The organism is Ottowia flava, from assembly GCF_008017535.1.
Lineage (GTDB): Bacteria > Pseudomonadota > Gammaproteobacteria > Burkholderiales > Burkholderiaceae_C > Ottowia > Ottowia flava.
Genome location: NZ_VRUA01000001.1, coordinates 269,543 through 285,376, shown reverse-complemented (window position 1 = coordinate 285,376; position 15,834 = coordinate 269,543). Strand labels below are relative to the sequence as shown.

Here is a 15,834-nt window from a genome sequence, read left to right as displayed (position 1 = left end):
CCGACCGTTTCGAGACCACCCCATGAAGCGCTTTCACATCCACACCACCGTGGCCGATCTGCCCAAGAGCACCGCCTTTTATTCGCAGCTGTTCGCCGCCGAACCCACACGCGTCAAGGCGCACTACGCCAAGTGGCTGCTGGACGACCCGCGCGTGAACTTCGCCATCTCCACGCGCGGCAGCCGGGTCGGCGTGGACCACCTGGGTATCCAGACCGAAACCGAAGAAGAGCTGAGCGAGTTGCGCGCCCGTGCCGTGGCCGCCGGCATGGCCCTGCTTGACGAGGGCGAAACGAACTGCTGCTACGCCCGCAGTGACACGTACTGGTTGCAAGACCCGCAGGGTCTGGCGTGGGAGGGCTTTCGCACGCTGGGCGATGTGCCGATGTACGGCGCGCCGCGCTCGGCCGACGCCGTGGCCCAGGCGGATGGCCAGGGCGTGCAGGGCGCTGGCGCCGGTTCGGCCGAAGGCAGCCGGCCTGCGGGCGCATGCTGCGTGGGCGGCCAGCGTGCCGGGCAGGACAGCACCCAGGCCTGCTGCTGAGCCATGGCGATCGCGGCGCTGGTTTTCGCGCTCACGCTGGGGCTGGTCATCTGGCAGCCCCGGGGCCTGGGCATCGGTTGGGGCGCGCTGCTGGGCGCGGCGCTGGCGCTGGTGCTGGGCGTGGTGCAGCTGGCCGACGTCGCGGTGGTCTGGGGCATCGTCTGGAACGCCACCGCCAGCTTCATCGCCATCATCGTCATCAGCCTGCTGCTGGACGAGGCCGGCTTCTTTGAATGGGCGGCGCTGCATGTGGCGCGCTGGGGCCGCGGCAACGGGCACGCGCTGTTCGTGCTGATCGTGCTGCTGGGCGCGGCGGTGGCCAGCGTGTTCGCCAACGACGGCGCCGCGCTGATCCTGACGCCCATCGTCATGGCCATGTTGCTGGCGCTGGGCTTTTCGGCCGCCACCACGCTGGCCTTTGTGATGGCGGCGGGCTTCATTGCCGATACGGCCAGCCTGCCGCTGGTGGTGTCCAACCTGGTCAATATTGTGTCGGCCGATTTCTTCGGCATCGGCTTTGGCGAGTACGCCAGCGTGATGGCGCCCGTCAACCTGGTGGCCGTGGCGGCCAGTCTGGCGGTGCTCTACCTGTTCTACCGGCGCGACCTGCCCACCCACTACGCGCTGGCGCAACTGAAAGCGCCGGCCCAGGCCATTCGAGACCTGCGCACCTTCCGCGCTGGCTGGGTGGTGCTGCCGTTGCTGCTGGTGGGGTTCTTCGTGCTGGAGCCGCTGGGTGTGCCGGTCAGCGCGGTGGCCGCGGTGGCCGCCATCGCCTTGCTGGGGGTCGCCGGCAGCGCGGGCGTCATCCCCACCCGCCAGGTATTGCGCGGCGCGCCATGGCAGATCGTGCTGTTTTCGCTGGGCATGTACCTGGTGGTGTACGGCTTGCGCAACGCGGGCCTGACGGCCTTTCTGGCCGGTGGATTGCACGCGCTGAGCCAACACGGCCTGTGGGCCGCCACCCTGGGCACGGGCTTTTTGAGCGCCGCCTTGTCGTCGGTGATGAACAACATGCCCACCGTGCTGGTGACGGCCTTGTCGATTGAGCAAAGCCAGGTCAGCGGCACCCTGCGCGAAGCCATGGTGTACGCCAACGTCATCGGCAGCGATTTGGGCCCCAAGTTCACCCCCATCGGCAGCCTGGCCACCTTGCTGTGGCTGCACGTGCTGGCGCGCAAGGGCACGGTGGTCACCTGGGGCCATTACATGCGCGTGGGCCTGGTGCTGACCTTGCCGGTCCTCACCGTCACCCTGCTGGCGCTGGCCTGGCGCCTGAGCTGAACCTTTCTGGAGAGCCCCCATGGACGCCACGATCTACCACAACCCCGCCTGCGGGACCTCGCGCAACACGCTGGCCATGCTGCGGCACGCCGGTGTCGAGCCCGCGGTCATCCTCTACCTGGAGACGCCGCCGGACCGCGTCACGCTCCAGCGCCTGATCGCCGACGCGGGCCTGCCTGTGCGAGGCGCCTTGCGCACCCAGGGCACGCCGTACCTGGCGTTGGGCCTGGACCAGCCCGGGCTGAGCGACGACGAACTGCTGGACGCCATGCTCGCGCACCCCATCCTCATCAACCGGCCTTTTGTCGTCACGCCCCTGGGCACGCGGCTGTGCCGGCCGTCCGAAGTGGTGCTGGACGTGCTGCCGAAGCCGTTCCCGGGCGGCTTCCGCAAGGAAGACGGGGAGCCGGTGCCACCACGGTAGCGGCGGGCGGGCGCCAGCCGGCCTGCGCTCGTGCGGGTGGGTCAACGCCGGATGACGCCATGGGTCGACGCGGCAGGGGTGATCGCGTTGCGTGAAAGGCGGCGCAATGTGCTATATAAAAAGTAGCTATCTGCGCAGGTGGTTGTAGGGCTAGAAGCCTATTTTTAACCTAAAACTGCTTGACCGCGCGCCCCCTGCGCGGACAAAAAAAGGCCGATCAAACGATCGGCCCTTGAAGGGATCCCTGAACCCTGTGGTTTCCAACGGACCCGAGGAGACAAGCGGTTGGCGGAACCTGAGGTCCCACCACAGCCAAACCGACTGACGACGCAGTGCCCAGCTTGGCTGTGGTGACTTGACCAGCGCGCTGCGCTGGCCAAGCACCCGTGTTTCTTGAAGCTGCACGCCGCCTGATCGCGTCAGGCGGCAAGCTGCTTCAGCGGAGATCAGCGCTTCTTGGCAGCGGCCGAGGCGCTCTTGGCAACGTTCGTGGCGTTGGTGGCCACGGCGTTGAAGTTGGCTTCAGCGACGTCGGAAGCTTGCTTGACGGCTTTTTGCACCGACTCAAAAGCGTTGTTGGCAGCGGCCACGGCGCTCTTCATCATGGCGACAGCGGTCTCGGAGCCAGCGGGGGCGTTCTTGGCGGCGTTGTCCACCAGAGCGGCGAACTGGGCCTGGCCTTCAGCGACCTTGCCTTCGAAGGCCTTGCCAAATTCGGCGCTGGTGCCCGAAGCGATGTCGTACAGGTGACGGCTGTAGGCAGCGGCTTTCTCGGCCAGGGGCTGGAACAGGCCAGCTTGCAGGGCCAGCAGCTCTTGTGCGTCCTTTACCGACAGCAGGGCTTGCGTGTGGGCGGCGGTCTCGTTCAGAGCGGCCTTGGTGGCTTGCAGGTTCAGCTCAACCAGCTTTTCCACGCCTTCGAAGGCTTTGGTGGTCAGGCCGTGCAGGGTTTCCATGTTGGCTTTCTGGGAAGCGACGAGTTGTTCGGGGGTCAGCATTTTTCAATCTCCTGGACAATGGTGGAACGAATGGATTTTCTTTAAGCTGCCCCTGCCTCGTTGGCTTTGTTGCGGTGCAGCATGGGATGAATTTTAGGCGACTCACAACGGATTGCAAGGCGAATTGGTGCGATGCAGCATCTTTTAGGTGCGGCTTTCTAATTCCCGGCGCTGCGCACGGCCGACGCCCCCCGTCGGCCTCACCGTACTACCTTCTGTCAGCATGCAGGCGTTCTATTCAACCCGTGTGACATTGCCGCTGCCGCCGGGGCACCGGTTTCCGATCGAGAAGTACGAGCGCCTGCGCGCGCGCCTGGCGGCGGAATTGCCAGCCCTGCACCTGCAGCCGGGTGACGCGGCGACCGACGCGCAGTTGGCGTTGGCCCACGATGCCGTTTATATTGATGCGGTGCAGCACGGCACGCTTCCGGCAGTGGCGCAACGCGAGATCGGCTTTCCCTGGAGCGAGGCGATGGTCGACCGTTCGCGCCGCTCGGTCGGCGCCACCATCGCGGCCGTGCGCCAGGCGTGGCTGGACGGCGTGGCCGCCAACCTGGCGGGGGGCACGCACCACGCCAGCATGGGTCAGGGCGGGGGTTTTTGTGTGTTCAACGACGTCGCGGTCGCCGCGCGCGTGTTCCAGGAAGACACGCTGCAGGCCGACCCTTGGGCCGATCCGCCTCGCGTGGCGGTGATCGATTTGGATGTGCACCAGGGCAACGGCACGGCCAGCATCTTTGCCAGCGACCCCACGGTATTCACGCTGTCGCTGCACGGTGACAAGAACTTTCCCTTCCGCAAGGTGGCGAGCGATCTGGATGTCGGCCTGCCCGACGGCACGGGCGACGCAGACTATCTTCTGGCGCTGGACTGCGCCCTGGCGCAACTGGCTCGGCGCTTTGACCCGCAGCTGGTGATCTACCTGGCCGGCGCCGACGCGCACGAGGGCGACCGCCTGGGCCGCCTGAAGCTGAGCTACGAAGGCATGCGCGAGCGCGACGCCCGCGTCTTCGCCTGGGCGGGCCAGCGCCGCCTGCCGCTGGCGCTGTGCATGGGCGGTGGTTACGGGCACGACATCGCCACCACGGTACAGGTGCAGATGCATACCTTTGCCGAGGCGCTGGCCGCGTGGCAGCGCTGGCAGAATGACCCGCGATGAACACGTCCGCCCGACCCCAACCCGAGCCGCGCGAGAATTACCGCGCCTTCCGCCGCATCACCACCCGCTGGATGGACAACGACCAGTACGGCCACGTCAACAACGTCATCTACTACAGCTGGTTCGACACCGCGGTGAACGCCTATTTGATCGAGCAGGGCGCGCTGGACACCGCCAACGGCCAGACCATCGGCTTCGTGGTTGAAACGCAGTGCCTCTACTTTGCGCCGCTGGCCTTCCCACAGAACGTGGACGCGGGCATCCGCGTGGCGCACATGGGCAGCTCCAGCGTGCGCTATGAAGTGGGGCTGTTTGCCGAGGGCGCAGCCACCACGGCGGCGCGCGGGCACTTTGTCCACGTGTACGTCGACCGCGCCACCCAGCGCCCGATGCCCTTGCCCGATGCGCTGAAGGCCGCGCTGGAGCCGCTGCTGTGCCGCAGCTGAGCGCGCCCATCGCCGACCCGGCCAGCGTGGACGCGGCGATCGAAAACCGCTACAGCGTTCGCGCCTTCAAACCCGATGCGGTGCCGCGCGAGACGCTGACCGACATCCTGCGCGTGGCCAGCCGCGCGCCCAGCGGCACCAACGCCCAGCCGTGGAAGGTGTACGTGCTGGAAGGGGCCCAGCGCGACGAGCTGGTGCGCATCGTCAGCGCCGCGCACAAGGACGTGCACCAGCACCCCGAGCGCGCCGAGCTGTACCGCGAGCCCTACGACTACTACCCGCGCCAGTGGGTCGAGCCATACCTCAGTCGCCGCCGCCAGAACGGCTGGTCGCTCTACGGCTTGCTGGGCATTACCAAGGGCGACAAGGAGCGCATGCACGAGCAGCACCACCTGAACTACCAGCTGTTCGGTGCGCCGGTCGCCATGATGTTCACCCTGGACCGCGTGATGGGGCAGGGCAGCCTGGTCGACTACGGCATGTTCCTGCAAAGCCTGATGGTGGCGGCCCGCGCGCGCGGCCTGCACACCTGCGCGCAAGGCGCGTGGAACCCGTTTTCCAGCCTGATCCTGCCCTTGATCGGCGCGGGCGAGGGCGAGATGCTGGTCTGCGGCATGGCACTGGGTTGGGCCGATGAATCGGCGCTCATCAACACCTACGAAACCCCGCGCGAGCCGGTGGAGAGCTTTACGCGCTGGGTGGTGTGATCGATAGCGTACGCTGCGCGCACGCTATCAAGGCTTGATGAGAAAAGGGCCTTTGACCCTAGAGCTGCCTGCGCAGACAGCTACTCTTTTAAGAGCTTGAGCGATGCCATGACCACCGGCCGGTGCCGGTGGTGCAGGTTCAAGGCAGCGCGGCGCCGACGTTCGAGGCCTGAAGCCGTCCCTTGAGGTCCGCAGCTGCCATGTACACGCTGTACTGCGCGCCGGTGACACGCCCGGTGTCCACCGTCCACTCGCCCGTTGCCGGTACGGTGATCGGTGTCGCGGCAGGCACCAGTTCGCCGCTGGCAAGGTCGAGCTGGGTCGGGAAATACGGAGTGCCAGGCGTCAGCGCAATGGCGGCGGCCGGCGTGCCGGCGGCCGCACTGGCCGATACGAACCAGCGGATCACCACGCGGCCGTCCGCCGTGCGGGTCGCCCAGAGCATGCCGTCTTCATACTCCGTCGGGTCCGACTCCTTGGGCACCTGCACCGGGATGACCAACAGGCTGCTGTCTTCCCCTGGCAACACGGTCACCAACTGGCCGGTCACCATCGGCCACACGCTGGCATCGGCCAGGCGCAGAGCCGTGCCTGCGGCCGACGCGGTCTGCATCGACACGGCGACACCGTCTTCCACCAAGGCGGCGAACGCCTCGTCGTACAGCGGCGCGCCGTTCAAGGCCTGGACTTCAGCGCTGGCTGCATCGGCCACGATCTGGGTCGGGCCCACGGCAATCTGCGGCATCTGCCCGCTTTGCGCAAAGTCGGCGTAGGCACCCACCAGCGCCTGGTAGGTGGGAGAAAAATCCACCGCAGCGTACCGGTCCAGCAGCGAGGTGATGTCGGTGGAGTAACGGGGAAAGTAGATCATCAGGCCGGTGACATCGTCGGTGCGGCCGTCAACCGACACCACGGCGTCGCGGTAGGCCGCGTCGAAGCTGGCCAGCGTCGGCGCATCCACCAGCCCCTGCTGGGCAAGCTCGCCGACCCATGAGCGCACGTCCACCAGGTCGAACTGGGAGAAGATGTTGGTCTGGAACTCCTGCGCTTCCCGGCGCGCCGCGGCGATGGCCAGCCAAGTGACCAGTCCGTCGCGCTGCAAGCCGGCTTGCAAGCGCTGGGCGATTTGCTCCATGGCTTTCACCACTGGCCCGACGCGCGTCAGATCGGTGACGGCGTAGGCGCTGAAGCCACCGGTTACTGGGCCGACAGGGCCATCATAGTGCTGCACGATGTTTTTGCCGATCTGATCGCCGCTGGCGCTGGGTTGATCGGCCAGGAAGTTCATCAGCGAGGTCCAGTTCCAGCCGGTGGTGACGTCTTCGGAGGCCACCAGGTAGTTGCCGTAGGGCGCGAGCATGGAGGCGACCTCCAGGCTGGACATCAGGCAGGCGTCGAAGCCAATCAGCTCAAAATGCACGCCGGAGTCGCGCAGGGCATTGCGCACCTCGTTCACGCTCATTCCCTTGCCGCCACCCAGTGCGTAGTCGGAGCCAAAACCGCCGATCGGGCCGCCGCCGTGGTCCCACATCGAGACAACGAATTGATCGGCTGGGAACGCCTCGGCCCCCCACTTCAGAAAGTCGCGCAAGGTGCCGGGCTCGCTCATCGACGCCTGCGCAGGCTGCTGGGCCTGTGGCAAGGGCTCCAGGTCCCAGGTCTTGCCCTGGTTGTCGGGGTCGGGGACCAGGCGGTAGCGTCGCAGTTCCCGAAGGTCCAGTTCATCGTCAAGCAAGCCGTCTTCGTTGGCGCCACCGATCTGCAGGATCACGTTGACGTCTTTGCTCACCCGTGCCTCGTACAGCCCGCGCAGGGTGTGCTGCGCGTTGCCGATCAAGTTGGACGCCACCATATAGACCAGCACCGTGGTCTTGGCCTTCGTCGCCACGGGCGGGCTGTCCCCGTCGTCGCCTCCTCCGCATGCCGCCAGCAGTGTCGTAACCCAAATGGCCAGCAGCCACCGAAAGAGCTTGTTGCGCATGTCGTTCCCTCCGTTGTCAGACGCAAGCGCGCCAGAAGCGGCGCTGCGGTGATTGCAACGGCGTGTGACAGTTTGTGCAATCCCTGAAACTGGGTATTTTGGGCTTCGTGGCGGCTTTTTTTAACAGCGCCACGCTGCGGTGTACGGCCAAGGAGGACGTTGAGGCCGCGCGATACAGCGTCGCCGAATATGCAAGAAAACAGGCTTCCGCCCTACAGCTGATTGCGCAGGCAGCTACTGTAGTTTTAGCGTGCCTGCGCTGCGCAAGCCTCGATCAGCGCATCGCAATCGTGGTGTTCACCCCGTCGCTGCTGCTGCCGTGGTCTTCGTACCAGCGGGCCGTCACCGTCTTGGTCTGGGTCCAGAACTGCACCGCCTGCTTGCCGTTGGGCCCCAGGTCGCCCAGCTTGGACGCGCGCGAGCCGGTGAAGCTGAAGTAGGCCACCGGCACGGGAATCGGCACGTTGATGCCGACCTGGCCGACGTTGATGTCGTGCTGGAACTTGCGCGCCGCCCAGCCGCTACCGGTGAAGATGGACGTGCCGTTGCCGTTGGGGTTGCGGTTGATGAAGGCGATGGCGTTTTCCAGGGTGGCCACGCTGACCACGGTCAGCACCGGGCCGAAGATCTCCTGGGTGTAGATGTCCATCTGGTCGGTCACGTCCGCAAAGACGGTGGGGCCGACGAAGTTGCCTTTTTCATAACCTTTGACGACGCAGTCGCGCCCGTCCAGCAGCAACTGGGCGCCTTGGGCCACGCCGGACTCGATCAGGCCGAGCACGCGCTCCTTGGCGCGCGGGTTGACCAGCGGGCCCAGGTCGGCGGCGCGGTCGCTGCCGGGGCCGACCTTCATGGCTTTGGATTTGGCGACCAGCTCGGGCAGCCATTCGCGGGCGGCGCCCACCAGCACGGCGACCGAGTTGGCCATGCAGCGCTGGCCGGCGGCGCCGAAGGCCGAACCCAGCAGGTTGTTCAGCGCATGTTCCTTGGGCGCGTCGGGCATGACGACGCAGTGGTTCTTGGCGCCCATCATCGACTGCACGCGCTTGCCGGCTTCGGTGGCGCGGCGGTAAATGTGCGTGCCGACGTGGGTCGAGCCGATGAAGGACAGCGCCTTGATGTCCGGGTGGTCGCACAGCAGGTCGGCCACTTCGGGGCCGCCGTGGATTACGTTCAGCACGCCCGGCGGCACGCCGGCCTCGTGCGCCAGTTCGACCAAGCGCATGGTGGACGACGGGTCTTGCTCGGACGGCTTCAGCACGAACGTGTTGCCGCAGGCGATCGCCATCGGGAACATGAAACAGGGCAGCATCACCGGGAAGTTGAAGGCGGTGATGCCCGCGCCCACGCCCAGCGGTTGCAGCAGGTTGTAGACGTCGACGCCAGTGGCGGCGTTTTCGGCGATCTCGCCCAGCTGCAGGCTGGTGATGGCGCAGGCGTGCTCCACCACTTCCAGGCCGCGGCCGACTTCGCCCTCGGCGTCAGGCAGGGTCTTGCCGTGTTCGCGCGTGATCAGCTCGGCCAACTCGGTCGTGTGCTCGCGGATCAGCTGCTGGAGCTTCAGCATGATGCGCATGCGCGCGCCCAGCGAGGTGCTGCGCCAGGTCTGGAAGGCCTGCTGCGCGGTGGCAACGGCCAGTTCAACCTCTTCGCGCGTGGCGAACGGCACGCGCGCTACCACTTCCTGCGTGGCCGGGTTGGTGACGTCGCGCCACTCGGTGCTTTTGGACGGGTGGGGCTTGCCGCCGATGAAATGGGGGATTTGGGTGGGTTGGCTCATGGCTCGGGTTTCCTGGGCGGCCTCACTTCTTCACCAAGGGGCAGGCCGAGTCGGACAGCGGCTTGAACGCGGCGCTGGCGGGGATCGTGCTCACGGTCTTGTAGTAGTCCCACGCGCCCTTCGATTCGGCCGGTGTTTTCACCTGGAACAGGTACATGTCGTGGATCACGCGGCCGTCCGGGCGGATGCTGGCGTTGCGCATGACGGGGTCGTCGATCGGGATCTCGCGCATCTTCTGGGCGACGACTTTCGAATCGACCGACTTGGCGGCCATGGCGGCTTTCAGGTAGTGCCGCACGCTGGAATACACGCCGGCCTGGACCATGGTGGGCTTGAGGTTGTTGTGCAGTTTTTCAAAGCGCTGCGAGAACGCGCGCGCTTTCGGGTCCATGTCCCAGTAGAAGCCCTCGGTGAACATCAGACCCTGCGCCATGGGCAGGCCGAGCGCGTGCACGTCCGACAGGAACATCAGCAGGGAGGCGACCTTCTGCCCCTTGCCGCCGCCAATGCCGAATTCGCGCGCCGACTTGATGGCGTTGACCGTGTCCTGTCCGCCGTTGGCCAGGCCGACGACCTGCGCCTTGGAGCTTTGCGCCTGCAGGATGAAGGAAGAGAAATCGGTGGTGTTGAGCGGGTGGCGCACGCTGCCGACGACCGTGCCGCCGTTGGCCTTGACCATGTCGGTCGCGTCCTTCTCCAGCGAATGGCCGAAGGCGTAGTCCACCGTCAGGAAGAACCAGCTCTTGTCGCCCCCCTTGGTCAGCGCCACGGCGGCGCCTGCGGCGGACGAATAGGTGTCGAACATCCAGTGGAAGCCGTTGACCGCGCAGTCCTCGTTGGTCAGGCGTGTGGTGGCCGGCCCGCTGTACAGAGCGATGCCGCCCTTTTCCTGCACCAGCTTCTGCACCGCCAGCGCGGCAGCGGAGTTGGTGATGTCGGCGATGGCGGTCACGCCGTCGCGGTCCAGCCATTCGCGCGTCTTGGCGGCGGCCACGTCGGCCTTGTTCTGGTGGTCGGCGCTGACGACGTCGATCTTCATGCCCTTGCACTCGGCCTTCAGGCAGTCGTCCACCGCCATCTTGGCGGCCACGACCGAGCCGGCGCCGCCCATGCTGGCGTAGGTGCCGGTCATGTCGGTCAGCACGCCGATCTTGAAAGCGTTGCCGGGAATTTCGGCCTGCACGCCAGCGCACAGGGACAGCGCGGCCAAGGCCACGCAATGACGGGGGAATCGCATGGGTAGTTGTCTCCTCGGTTCTAGGGCCGGCGCGGCGCGCCGGAGGGCAGGGTGCACCTGCATCCACTTTAATCCTGCAGTTATGCAAGGCGCTATGGTGTTTTGGCATATATTGATTGCAAATTTGCATCGCCGCGCCCCATGCCCGCCTCACAAATCAACTGGGACAACCTGCGCCTTTTCCTGGCCGTGGCGCGCGGTCCTTCGGCGCAGGAAGCCGCGCGGCGCCTGGACGTCGACCATTCGACTGTCACACGTCGCCTCCACCGGCTGGAAAAGGAATGGGGTGCGCAGCTGTTCGAGCGCACGCCGGCCGGCCATGTGCTGACGCCCGCCGGGCAGCGCCTGCTGGAGCACGTCGAAACCATCGAAACCGCCGTGGTGCATGCCAGCGAGGATGTGAGCGGCGACAGCCGCACGCTCACCGGCCAGGTGCGGCTGGGCGCGACCGAGGGCTTCGGCAATTTCTTCCTGGCGCCGCAGCTCAGCCACTTCTGTGAACGTCATCCCGCCATCCAGGTGGAGCTCATCACGGTGCCGCGCTTCATCAACCTGTCTCAAAGGGAGGCAGACCTGGCGGTCAACGTCGAACGCGCCCAGGGAAGCGGGCAGGTCTGCAGCCGACTCACAGACTACCGGCTGCGTCTGTACGCCAGCTCCGCCTATCTGGCGCGCCATGCCCCCATTCGCCAGTCGCGTGACCTGGCGGCACACCGCTTCTTTGGCTATGTCGAAGAGCTGACCTTCAGCACCGCGCTTCGCTACCTGGCGGACGCTGCGCCGCATGCGCCGCCGCCCCTGCTGCGCAGCACCAGCGTGGTGGCGCAGTATCTGGCCGTGCGCGAAGGGCAGGGCCTGGCGGTGTTGCCGTGCTTCATGGCGGCGCAGAGCCCTGAACTGGTGCCTGTACTGCCGGGCGAGGTGAACGTGATGCGCACGTTCTGGGTGGCAGCGCCAGCGGACCGGCGCGATCTGGCGCGGGTGCGCGCACTGTGGGAATACCTGCGGGAAGTGGTGGCATTGAACCAGCCCCTGCTGCTGGGTGAATCCACCGAGCGCCACTGCCTGCGCTAGGCATTTTTCGATCCCGCTACACTGGCCCAGCGCTGGCCTGCAATGGGTGGGTGCCGCCTTCAAGACAGAGAGAGACAAAACGCCATGCCCGGCATCATCCAAAGCCTGCTCGACACCGACCTGTACAAATTCACCATGATGCAGGCGGTGCTGCACCAGTTTCCGGGAGCGCAGGTCGAATACAAGTTCAAGTGCCGCTCGGCCGGCGTGCAGCTGGCGCCCTACATCGACGAGATCCGCGAGGAAATCCGCCGGCTGTGCGAGCTACGCTTCACGGACGACGAGCTCGCCTACATGCGCAGCATGCGCTTCATCAAGAGCGACTTCGTCGATTTTCTGGGCCTGTTCAAGCTCAACCAGAAGTACATCACCCTCACGCCGCTGGACAACGGCGAGATCGACATCCGTGTGCGAGGCCCCTGGCTGCACACCATCATGTTCGAGATCCCGGTGCTGGCCATCGTCAGCGAGGTGTACTACCGCAACACCCAGCCCAACCACGACCTGACGGAGGGGCGCCGCCGCCTCAACGCCAAGCTCGACCTGCTGCAGCAGCCCGAGCTGGTCGACATCCGCATTGCCGACTACGGCACGCGTCGGCGCTTTTCGCGCGACTGGCAGCGCGAGGTGCTGACCGTGCTGCGCGACCGCATGGGCGTGACCACCGACAGCCGCATCACCGGCACCAGCAACGTGCTGTTCGCCAAGGAACTGGGCATGCGCCCCATGGGCACCATGGCGCACGAGTACCTGCAGGCCTGCCAGGCACTTGGGCCGCGCCTGCGCGACAGCCAGGTGTTCGCGTTCGAGAAATGGGCGCAGGAATACCGGGGCGACCTGGGCATCGTGCTGTCCGACGTGTACGGCATGAACGCCTTTCTGCGCGACTTCGACATGTACTTCTGCAAGCTGTTCGACGGCGCGCGCCACGATTCCGGCGACCCGTTCCAGTGGGGCGAACGCATGATCGAGCACTACCGCGCCAACCGCTGCGATCCGCGCACCAAGGTCATCATCTTCAGCGACGGCCTCACCTTCCCGCGCTGCATCGAACTGTTCCAGCGGTTTCAAGGCCGCATCCAGGTGGCCTTTGGCGTCGGTACCAACCTGACCAACGACGTCGGCCCCGAGGCGCTGCAGATCGTGCTGAAGATGATCGAATGCAACGGCCAGCCGGTGGCCAAGATCTCCGACACGCCAGGCAAGACCATGGTGGAGGACGAGGGCTACCTGACCTACCTGCGCCAGGTGTTCGACCTGCCGGCGGCGCCAGCCGGGCCGATCAACCATCCGGCGCTGGTTGTCGCCTGATGACGGCAGGAGCGACGGCGCGGGCGCGCTGCGCCGTTATACTCCTGATTTGATAGCTGTCTGCGCTGATTGCTGTAGCGCAAAACCCACTTTTTACGATGAATCCACTGCCCGACCTGCTTCGCTCCGACCCGACCGCGTTTCCCGCTGCCGCTGTTGCAGACAGGGGCCAATGGCCGACGCGCGAGGCTGGGCACAGGCGCAGTGGCCGCTGGGTGGGCCTGCTGGGCATGTTGGCGCTGCTGTTGGCTTCGCCCGCGCAGGCCGCCGCTTTGGACGGCAGCCAGCTGTCGGTGCTGTGGGCGGTGCCTTTCGTGGGCATCCTGCTGTCGATCGCCGTCTGGCCGCTGGCGGGGCCGCAGTTCTGGCACCACCATTTCGGCAAGATCGCCGCGGCCTGGTCACTGGCCTTTCTGGTGCCGTTTGCGCTGGTCTTCGGCGTGGGCACGGCCGGCGCCGGCCTGGTGCACGCGTTGGTGGCCGAGTACATCCCCTTCATCCTGCTGCTGACGGCGCTGTTCACGGTGTCGGGCGGCATCTACATCCGCGGCAACCTGCACGGCACGCCGCTGCTCAACTCGATCATCCTGCTGGTCGGCGGCCTGCTGGCCAGCTTCATGGGCACGACCGGTGCGTCGATGCTGCTGATCCGCCCGCTGATCCGCGCCAACGACAACCGCCAGCATTGCGCGCACGTCGTGGTGTTCTTCATCTTCATCGTCAGCAACATCGGTGGCTCGCTCACGCCGCTGGGCGACCCGCCGCTGTTTTTGGGCTTCCTGAAGGGCGTCACCTTCTTCTGGACCGCAGGCCACATCTGGATGGACACGGTATTCCTGGTCGTCGCGCTGCTGATCATCTTCTTCCTGCTCGACACCTGGATGTACCGCAAGGAAGGCACGACGCGCCCCGACCCTACGCCCGACGACGAGCAGTTCGGCTTTGACGGCAGCATCAACTTCGTGCTGCTGGGCGTGGTCGTGGCGCTGGTGCTGATGAGCGGCATCTGGAAGCCCGGCATCGAATTCGACATCGCCGGCACGCACGTGGCGCTGCCCAGCATCGTGCGCGACGCGGGCCTGATCGTCGTGACACTGGTGTCGCTGGCCATCACGCCCCGCGCCGTGCATGACAGCAACCAGTTCGGCTGGGCGCCGATGCAGGAGGTGGCCAAGCTCTTCGCCGGCATTTTCCTGACCATCATCCCCGTCATCGCGATGCTGCAGGCGGGCGAAAACGGCCCGTTCGGCGCGGTCGTCAAGGCCGTGACCAACAGCGACGGCACGCCCAACCCGGCGGCGTACTTCTGGGCGACGGGCCTGCTGTCGTCCTTCCTCGACAACGCGCCGACCTACCTGGTGTTCTTCAACACCGCGGGCGGCGACCCGGCCACCCTCATGGGGCCGCTAGCCAGCGTGCTGGCCGCCATCAGCGCCGGGGCGGTGTTCATGGGCGCCAACAGCTACATCGGCAACGCGCCCAACCTGATGGTCAAGGCCATCGCCGAAGACCGCGGCGTCAAAATGCCCAGCTTCTTCGGCTACATGGCCTGGAGCTTCGGCATCCTGATGCCGCTGTTCGTGATCGTCACGTTCCTGTTCTTCCGCTGAACGGCGGCCTGAGGCGGTGGCAGCCGCTCAAGCCTCGGGCAACGCCCGCGCCGGCCACAGCACCGAGGCGATGGCTACCGCCATCAGCGCCATGGCGGTCCAGTCCTGCCAGTGCAGCTGCTCGCCCAGCCACAGCGCGCCGCTGAACACGCCCAGCACCGGGATCATCATCACGCTGAGGGTGGACGCCAGCGGCGGCAGACTGCGCGCCAGGTAGAACCACACGGCCTGCGCCAGGCCGATCACCAACAGGCCGTTGAAGGCAATCGCCCACGCCGCGTCTGCGGTGGGCACGTGCCACTGGTGGCGCTCGAACAGCACCGTGGATGCGACCAGCACCACGCCCGCTTCCACCATCATCCAGAACGACAGCGTGAGCGTGGCCGCCGGGATGGTGGTGCGCCGCAGCATCTGCGTGCCCAGCGCCCAGGCGGCGGCGGCCGCCAGCATCAGCGCGACGCCCAGCGGCCGTCCGCTCATCGACGCCAACTCATTCGACAGCAGCAGCGCCACGCCGATCGCCGCCGCCGCCACACCCAGCCAGCCGCGCGCGTTCAGGCGGTCGCGGTAGACCAGCGCGCCGATCAGCGCCGAAAAAATCGGCATGGTGTAGCCCAGGATCGCCGCCCGCCCGCTGGACAGCATGGGGATGGCCACGATGATCAGCGCGTGCCACAGCACGGCATTGAAAAAGCCCAGCACCACCAGCCGCCCCCAGTAAGCGCGCGGCACCGCCAGCGGCAGCTTCAGCGCCTTCAGCGTCAGCCACATCACGGGCAGGCCGATCAGGATCGAAACGGTGCGAAACGCCAGCGGTGGAAAGCCCTGCACGCCCAGCTTCATCACCGGCCAGTTGATGCCCCAGACGATGGTCAGAAAGCAGAGGAGGGCGAGTTGCTGGCGGGACAGGGCGGGCATGGGCGGCGATTGTGCCGGGTTGTGCAGGGCTGCGCGCGAGCGGGGCTTTGCTGCAAAAAACAGAGCTGGCCGCGCAGGTGGTTGTAGGGCAGAGGGCCGATTTTTATCGGAATGGGTCTGTGGGGCGGTTGGCAGCCCTGTTCAACAGGCATTGACAACCGGTTGGCAAAAAGGGGAAACGGGTTGTCGAAAGCCCGCCTCCACGGCGCCCGGGAGGCCATCGGCTGGCGCAGCATCACTACCTTCTGGCTGTCGACCGTCGTGCCCGAGCTGCGGCTCGGTCCCGCCGGCGTGGCCACCGTCAAGAAAGCCATCCTGATGGGCATGTGGGTGGTGATCCCCGCCATGGCCGCTACCGGCG

The 15,834-nt window shown here is 66.3% G+C and carries 14 protein-coding genes; 9 read left to right on the top strand and 5 right to left on the bottom strand.

Going from position 1 to position 15,834, the window contains the following annotated elements; genetic code table 11:
• Window positions 1-22: 22 nt before the first annotated feature.
• Genes FVQ98_RS01305 through arsC form a run of 3 tightly spaced genes read left to right on the top strand, consistent with a single transcriptional unit; the run spans window position 23 to window position 2,252 of the window.
• A complete protein-coding gene (locus tag FVQ98_RS01305) occupies window positions 23-544 on the top strand; it encodes an ArsI/CadI family heavy metal resistance metalloenzyme (protein ID WP_147911606.1) in 522 nt (173 codons plus the stop codon).
• 3 nt (window positions 545-547) lie between these two features.
• The gene (locus FVQ98_RS01300) at window positions 548-1,828 is read left to right on the top strand and encodes an arsenic transporter (protein ID WP_147911605.1); all 1,281 of its coding nucleotides are present in this window, start codon (window positions 548-550) and stop codon (window positions 1,826-1,828) included.
• A gap of 19 nt (window positions 1,829-1,847) precedes the next feature.
• Window positions 1,848-2,252: an arsenate reductase (glutaredoxin) gene (gene arsC, locus FVQ98_RS01295; protein ID WP_147911604.1), complete on the top strand. Its 405-nt coding sequence runs from the start codon at window positions 1,848-1,850 to the stop codon at window positions 2,250-2,252.
• 446 nt (window positions 2,253-2,698) lie between these two features.
• Here the strand turns inward: arsC and FVQ98_RS01290 are convergent, their stop codons facing one another.
• The gene (locus FVQ98_RS01290; protein ID WP_147911603.1) at window positions 2,699-3,250 is read right to left on the bottom strand and encodes a phasin family protein; all 552 of its coding nucleotides are present in this window, start codon (window positions 3,248-3,250) and stop codon (window positions 2,699-2,701) included.
• Between the two features lie 223 nt (window positions 3,251-3,473).
• Here FVQ98_RS01290 and FVQ98_RS01285 point away from each other — a divergent pair, with 223 nt between their 5' ends.
• Genes FVQ98_RS01285 through FVQ98_RS01275 form a run of 3 tightly spaced genes read left to right on the top strand, consistent with a single transcriptional unit; the run spans window position 3,474 to window position 5,562 of the window.
• Window positions 3,474-4,409, top strand: coding sequence for a histone deacetylase family protein (locus FVQ98_RS01285; RefSeq protein ID WP_147911602.1), 936 nt, complete (start codon window positions 3,474-3,476; stop codon window positions 4,407-4,409).
• Entirely contained in the window at window positions 4,406-4,855 is a 450-nt protein-coding gene (locus FVQ98_RS01280) for an acyl-CoA thioesterase (protein WP_147911601.1), read from the top strand. The genes FVQ98_RS01285 and FVQ98_RS01280 overlap by 4 nt, the downstream gene beginning before the upstream one ends.
• The gene (locus tag FVQ98_RS01275) at window positions 4,843-5,562 is read left to right on the top strand and encodes a nitroreductase (protein WP_147911600.1); all 720 of its coding nucleotides are present in this window, start codon (window positions 4,843-4,845) and stop codon (window positions 5,560-5,562) included. Before FVQ98_RS01280 ends, FVQ98_RS01275 begins: the two co-directional genes overlap by 13 nt.
• 139 nt (window positions 5,563-5,701) lie before the next feature.
• Here FVQ98_RS01275 and FVQ98_RS01270 read toward each other — a convergent pair whose 3' ends face one another.
• The 3 genes from FVQ98_RS01270 to FVQ98_RS01260 form a co-directional block, all read right to left on the bottom strand.
• Window positions 5,702-7,543, bottom strand: a complete 1,842-nt coding sequence (locus FVQ98_RS01270; protein ID WP_147911599.1) for a clostripain-related cysteine peptidase — start codon at window positions 7,541-7,543, stop codon at window positions 5,702-5,704.
• 274 nt (window positions 7,544-7,817) lie between these two features.
• Complete coding sequence (locus FVQ98_RS01265) at window positions 7,818-9,323, bottom strand: CoA-acylating methylmalonate-semialdehyde dehydrogenase (RefSeq protein WP_147911598.1); 1,506 nt, start codon at window positions 9,321-9,323, stop codon at window positions 7,818-7,820.
• A gap of 22 nt (window positions 9,324-9,345) precedes the next feature.
• Window positions 9,346-10,560 carry an ABC transporter substrate-binding protein gene (locus tag FVQ98_RS01260; protein WP_147911597.1) on the bottom strand — a complete coding sequence of 405 codons (1,215 nt, stop codon included), beginning with the start codon at window positions 10,558-10,560 and terminating at the stop codon, window positions 9,346-9,348.
• 141 nt (window positions 10,561-10,701) lie between these two features.
• Here FVQ98_RS01260 and FVQ98_RS01255 point away from each other — a divergent pair, with 141 nt between their 5' ends.
• From FVQ98_RS01255 to FVQ98_RS01245, 3 genes are all read left to right on the top strand, one after another.
• Window positions 10,702-11,634: a LysR family transcriptional regulator gene (locus tag FVQ98_RS01255; RefSeq protein ID WP_147911596.1), complete on the top strand. Its 933-nt coding sequence runs from the start codon at window positions 10,702-10,704 to the stop codon at window positions 11,632-11,634.
• A gap of 84 nt (window positions 11,635-11,718) precedes the next feature.
• Window positions 11,719-12,945, top strand: coding sequence for a nicotinate phosphoribosyltransferase (gene pncB, locus FVQ98_RS01250; RefSeq protein ID WP_147911595.1), 1,227 nt, complete (start codon window positions 11,719-11,721; stop codon window positions 12,943-12,945).
• 230 nt (window positions 12,946-13,175) lie between these two features.
• Window positions 13,176-14,555 carry a sodium:proton antiporter gene (locus FVQ98_RS01245; RefSeq protein ID WP_187265598.1) on the top strand — a complete coding sequence of 460 codons (1,380 nt, stop codon included), beginning with the start codon at window positions 13,176-13,178 and terminating at the stop codon, window positions 14,553-14,555.
• A gap of 27 nt (window positions 14,556-14,582) precedes the next feature.
• Here the strand turns inward: FVQ98_RS01245 and FVQ98_RS01240 are convergent, their stop codons facing one another.
• Entirely contained in the window at window positions 14,583-15,473 is an 891-nt protein-coding gene (locus FVQ98_RS01240; RefSeq protein WP_147911594.1) for a DMT family transporter, read from the bottom strand.
• Window positions 15,474-15,834: the final 361 nt, after the last annotated feature.

Coding starts and splice junctions, on each gene's coding strand:
- FVQ98_RS01265 (WP_147911598.1), bottom strand. CDS start 9,323: ATGAGCCAACCCACCCAAATCCCCCATTTCATCGGCGGCAAGCCCCAC.
- FVQ98_RS01245 (WP_187265598.1), top strand. CDS start 13,176: ATGTTGGCGCTGCTGTTGGCTTCGCCCGCGCAGGCCGCCGCTTTGGAC.
- FVQ98_RS01280 (WP_147911601.1), top strand. CDS start 4,406: ATGAACACGTCCGCCCGACCCCAACCCGAGCCGCGCGAGAATTACCGC.
- FVQ98_RS01285 (WP_147911602.1), top strand. CDS start 3,474: ATGCAGGCGTTCTATTCAACCCGTGTGACATTGCCGCTGCCGCCGGGG.
- FVQ98_RS01260 (WP_147911597.1), bottom strand. CDS start 10,560: ATGCGATTCCCCCGTCATTGCGTGGCCTTGGCCGCGCTGTCCCTGTGC.
- FVQ98_RS01255 (WP_147911596.1), top strand. CDS start 10,702: ATGCCCGCCTCACAAATCAACTGGGACAACCTGCGCCTTTTCCTGGCC.
- FVQ98_RS01300 (WP_147911605.1), top strand. CDS start 548: ATGGCGATCGCGGCGCTGGTTTTCGCGCTCACGCTGGGGCTGGTCATC.
- arsC (WP_147911604.1), top strand. CDS start 1,848: ATGGACGCCACGATCTACCACAACCCCGCCTGCGGGACCTCGCGCAAC.
- FVQ98_RS01290 (WP_147911603.1), bottom strand. CDS start 3,250: ATGCTGACCCCCGAACAACTCGTCGCTTCCCAGAAAGCCAACATGGAA.
- FVQ98_RS01270 (WP_147911599.1), bottom strand. CDS start 7,543: ATGCGCAACAAGCTCTTTCGGTGGCTGCTGGCCATTTGGGTTACGACA.
- FVQ98_RS01240 (WP_147911594.1), bottom strand. CDS start 15,473: ATGCCCGCCCTGTCCCGCCAGCAACTCGCCCTCCTCTGCTTTCTGACC.
- FVQ98_RS01305 (WP_147911606.1), top strand. CDS start 23: ATGAAGCGCTTTCACATCCACACCACCGTGGCCGATCTGCCCAAGAGC.
- pncB (WP_147911595.1), top strand. CDS start 11,719: ATGCCCGGCATCATCCAAAGCCTGCTCGACACCGACCTGTACAAATTC.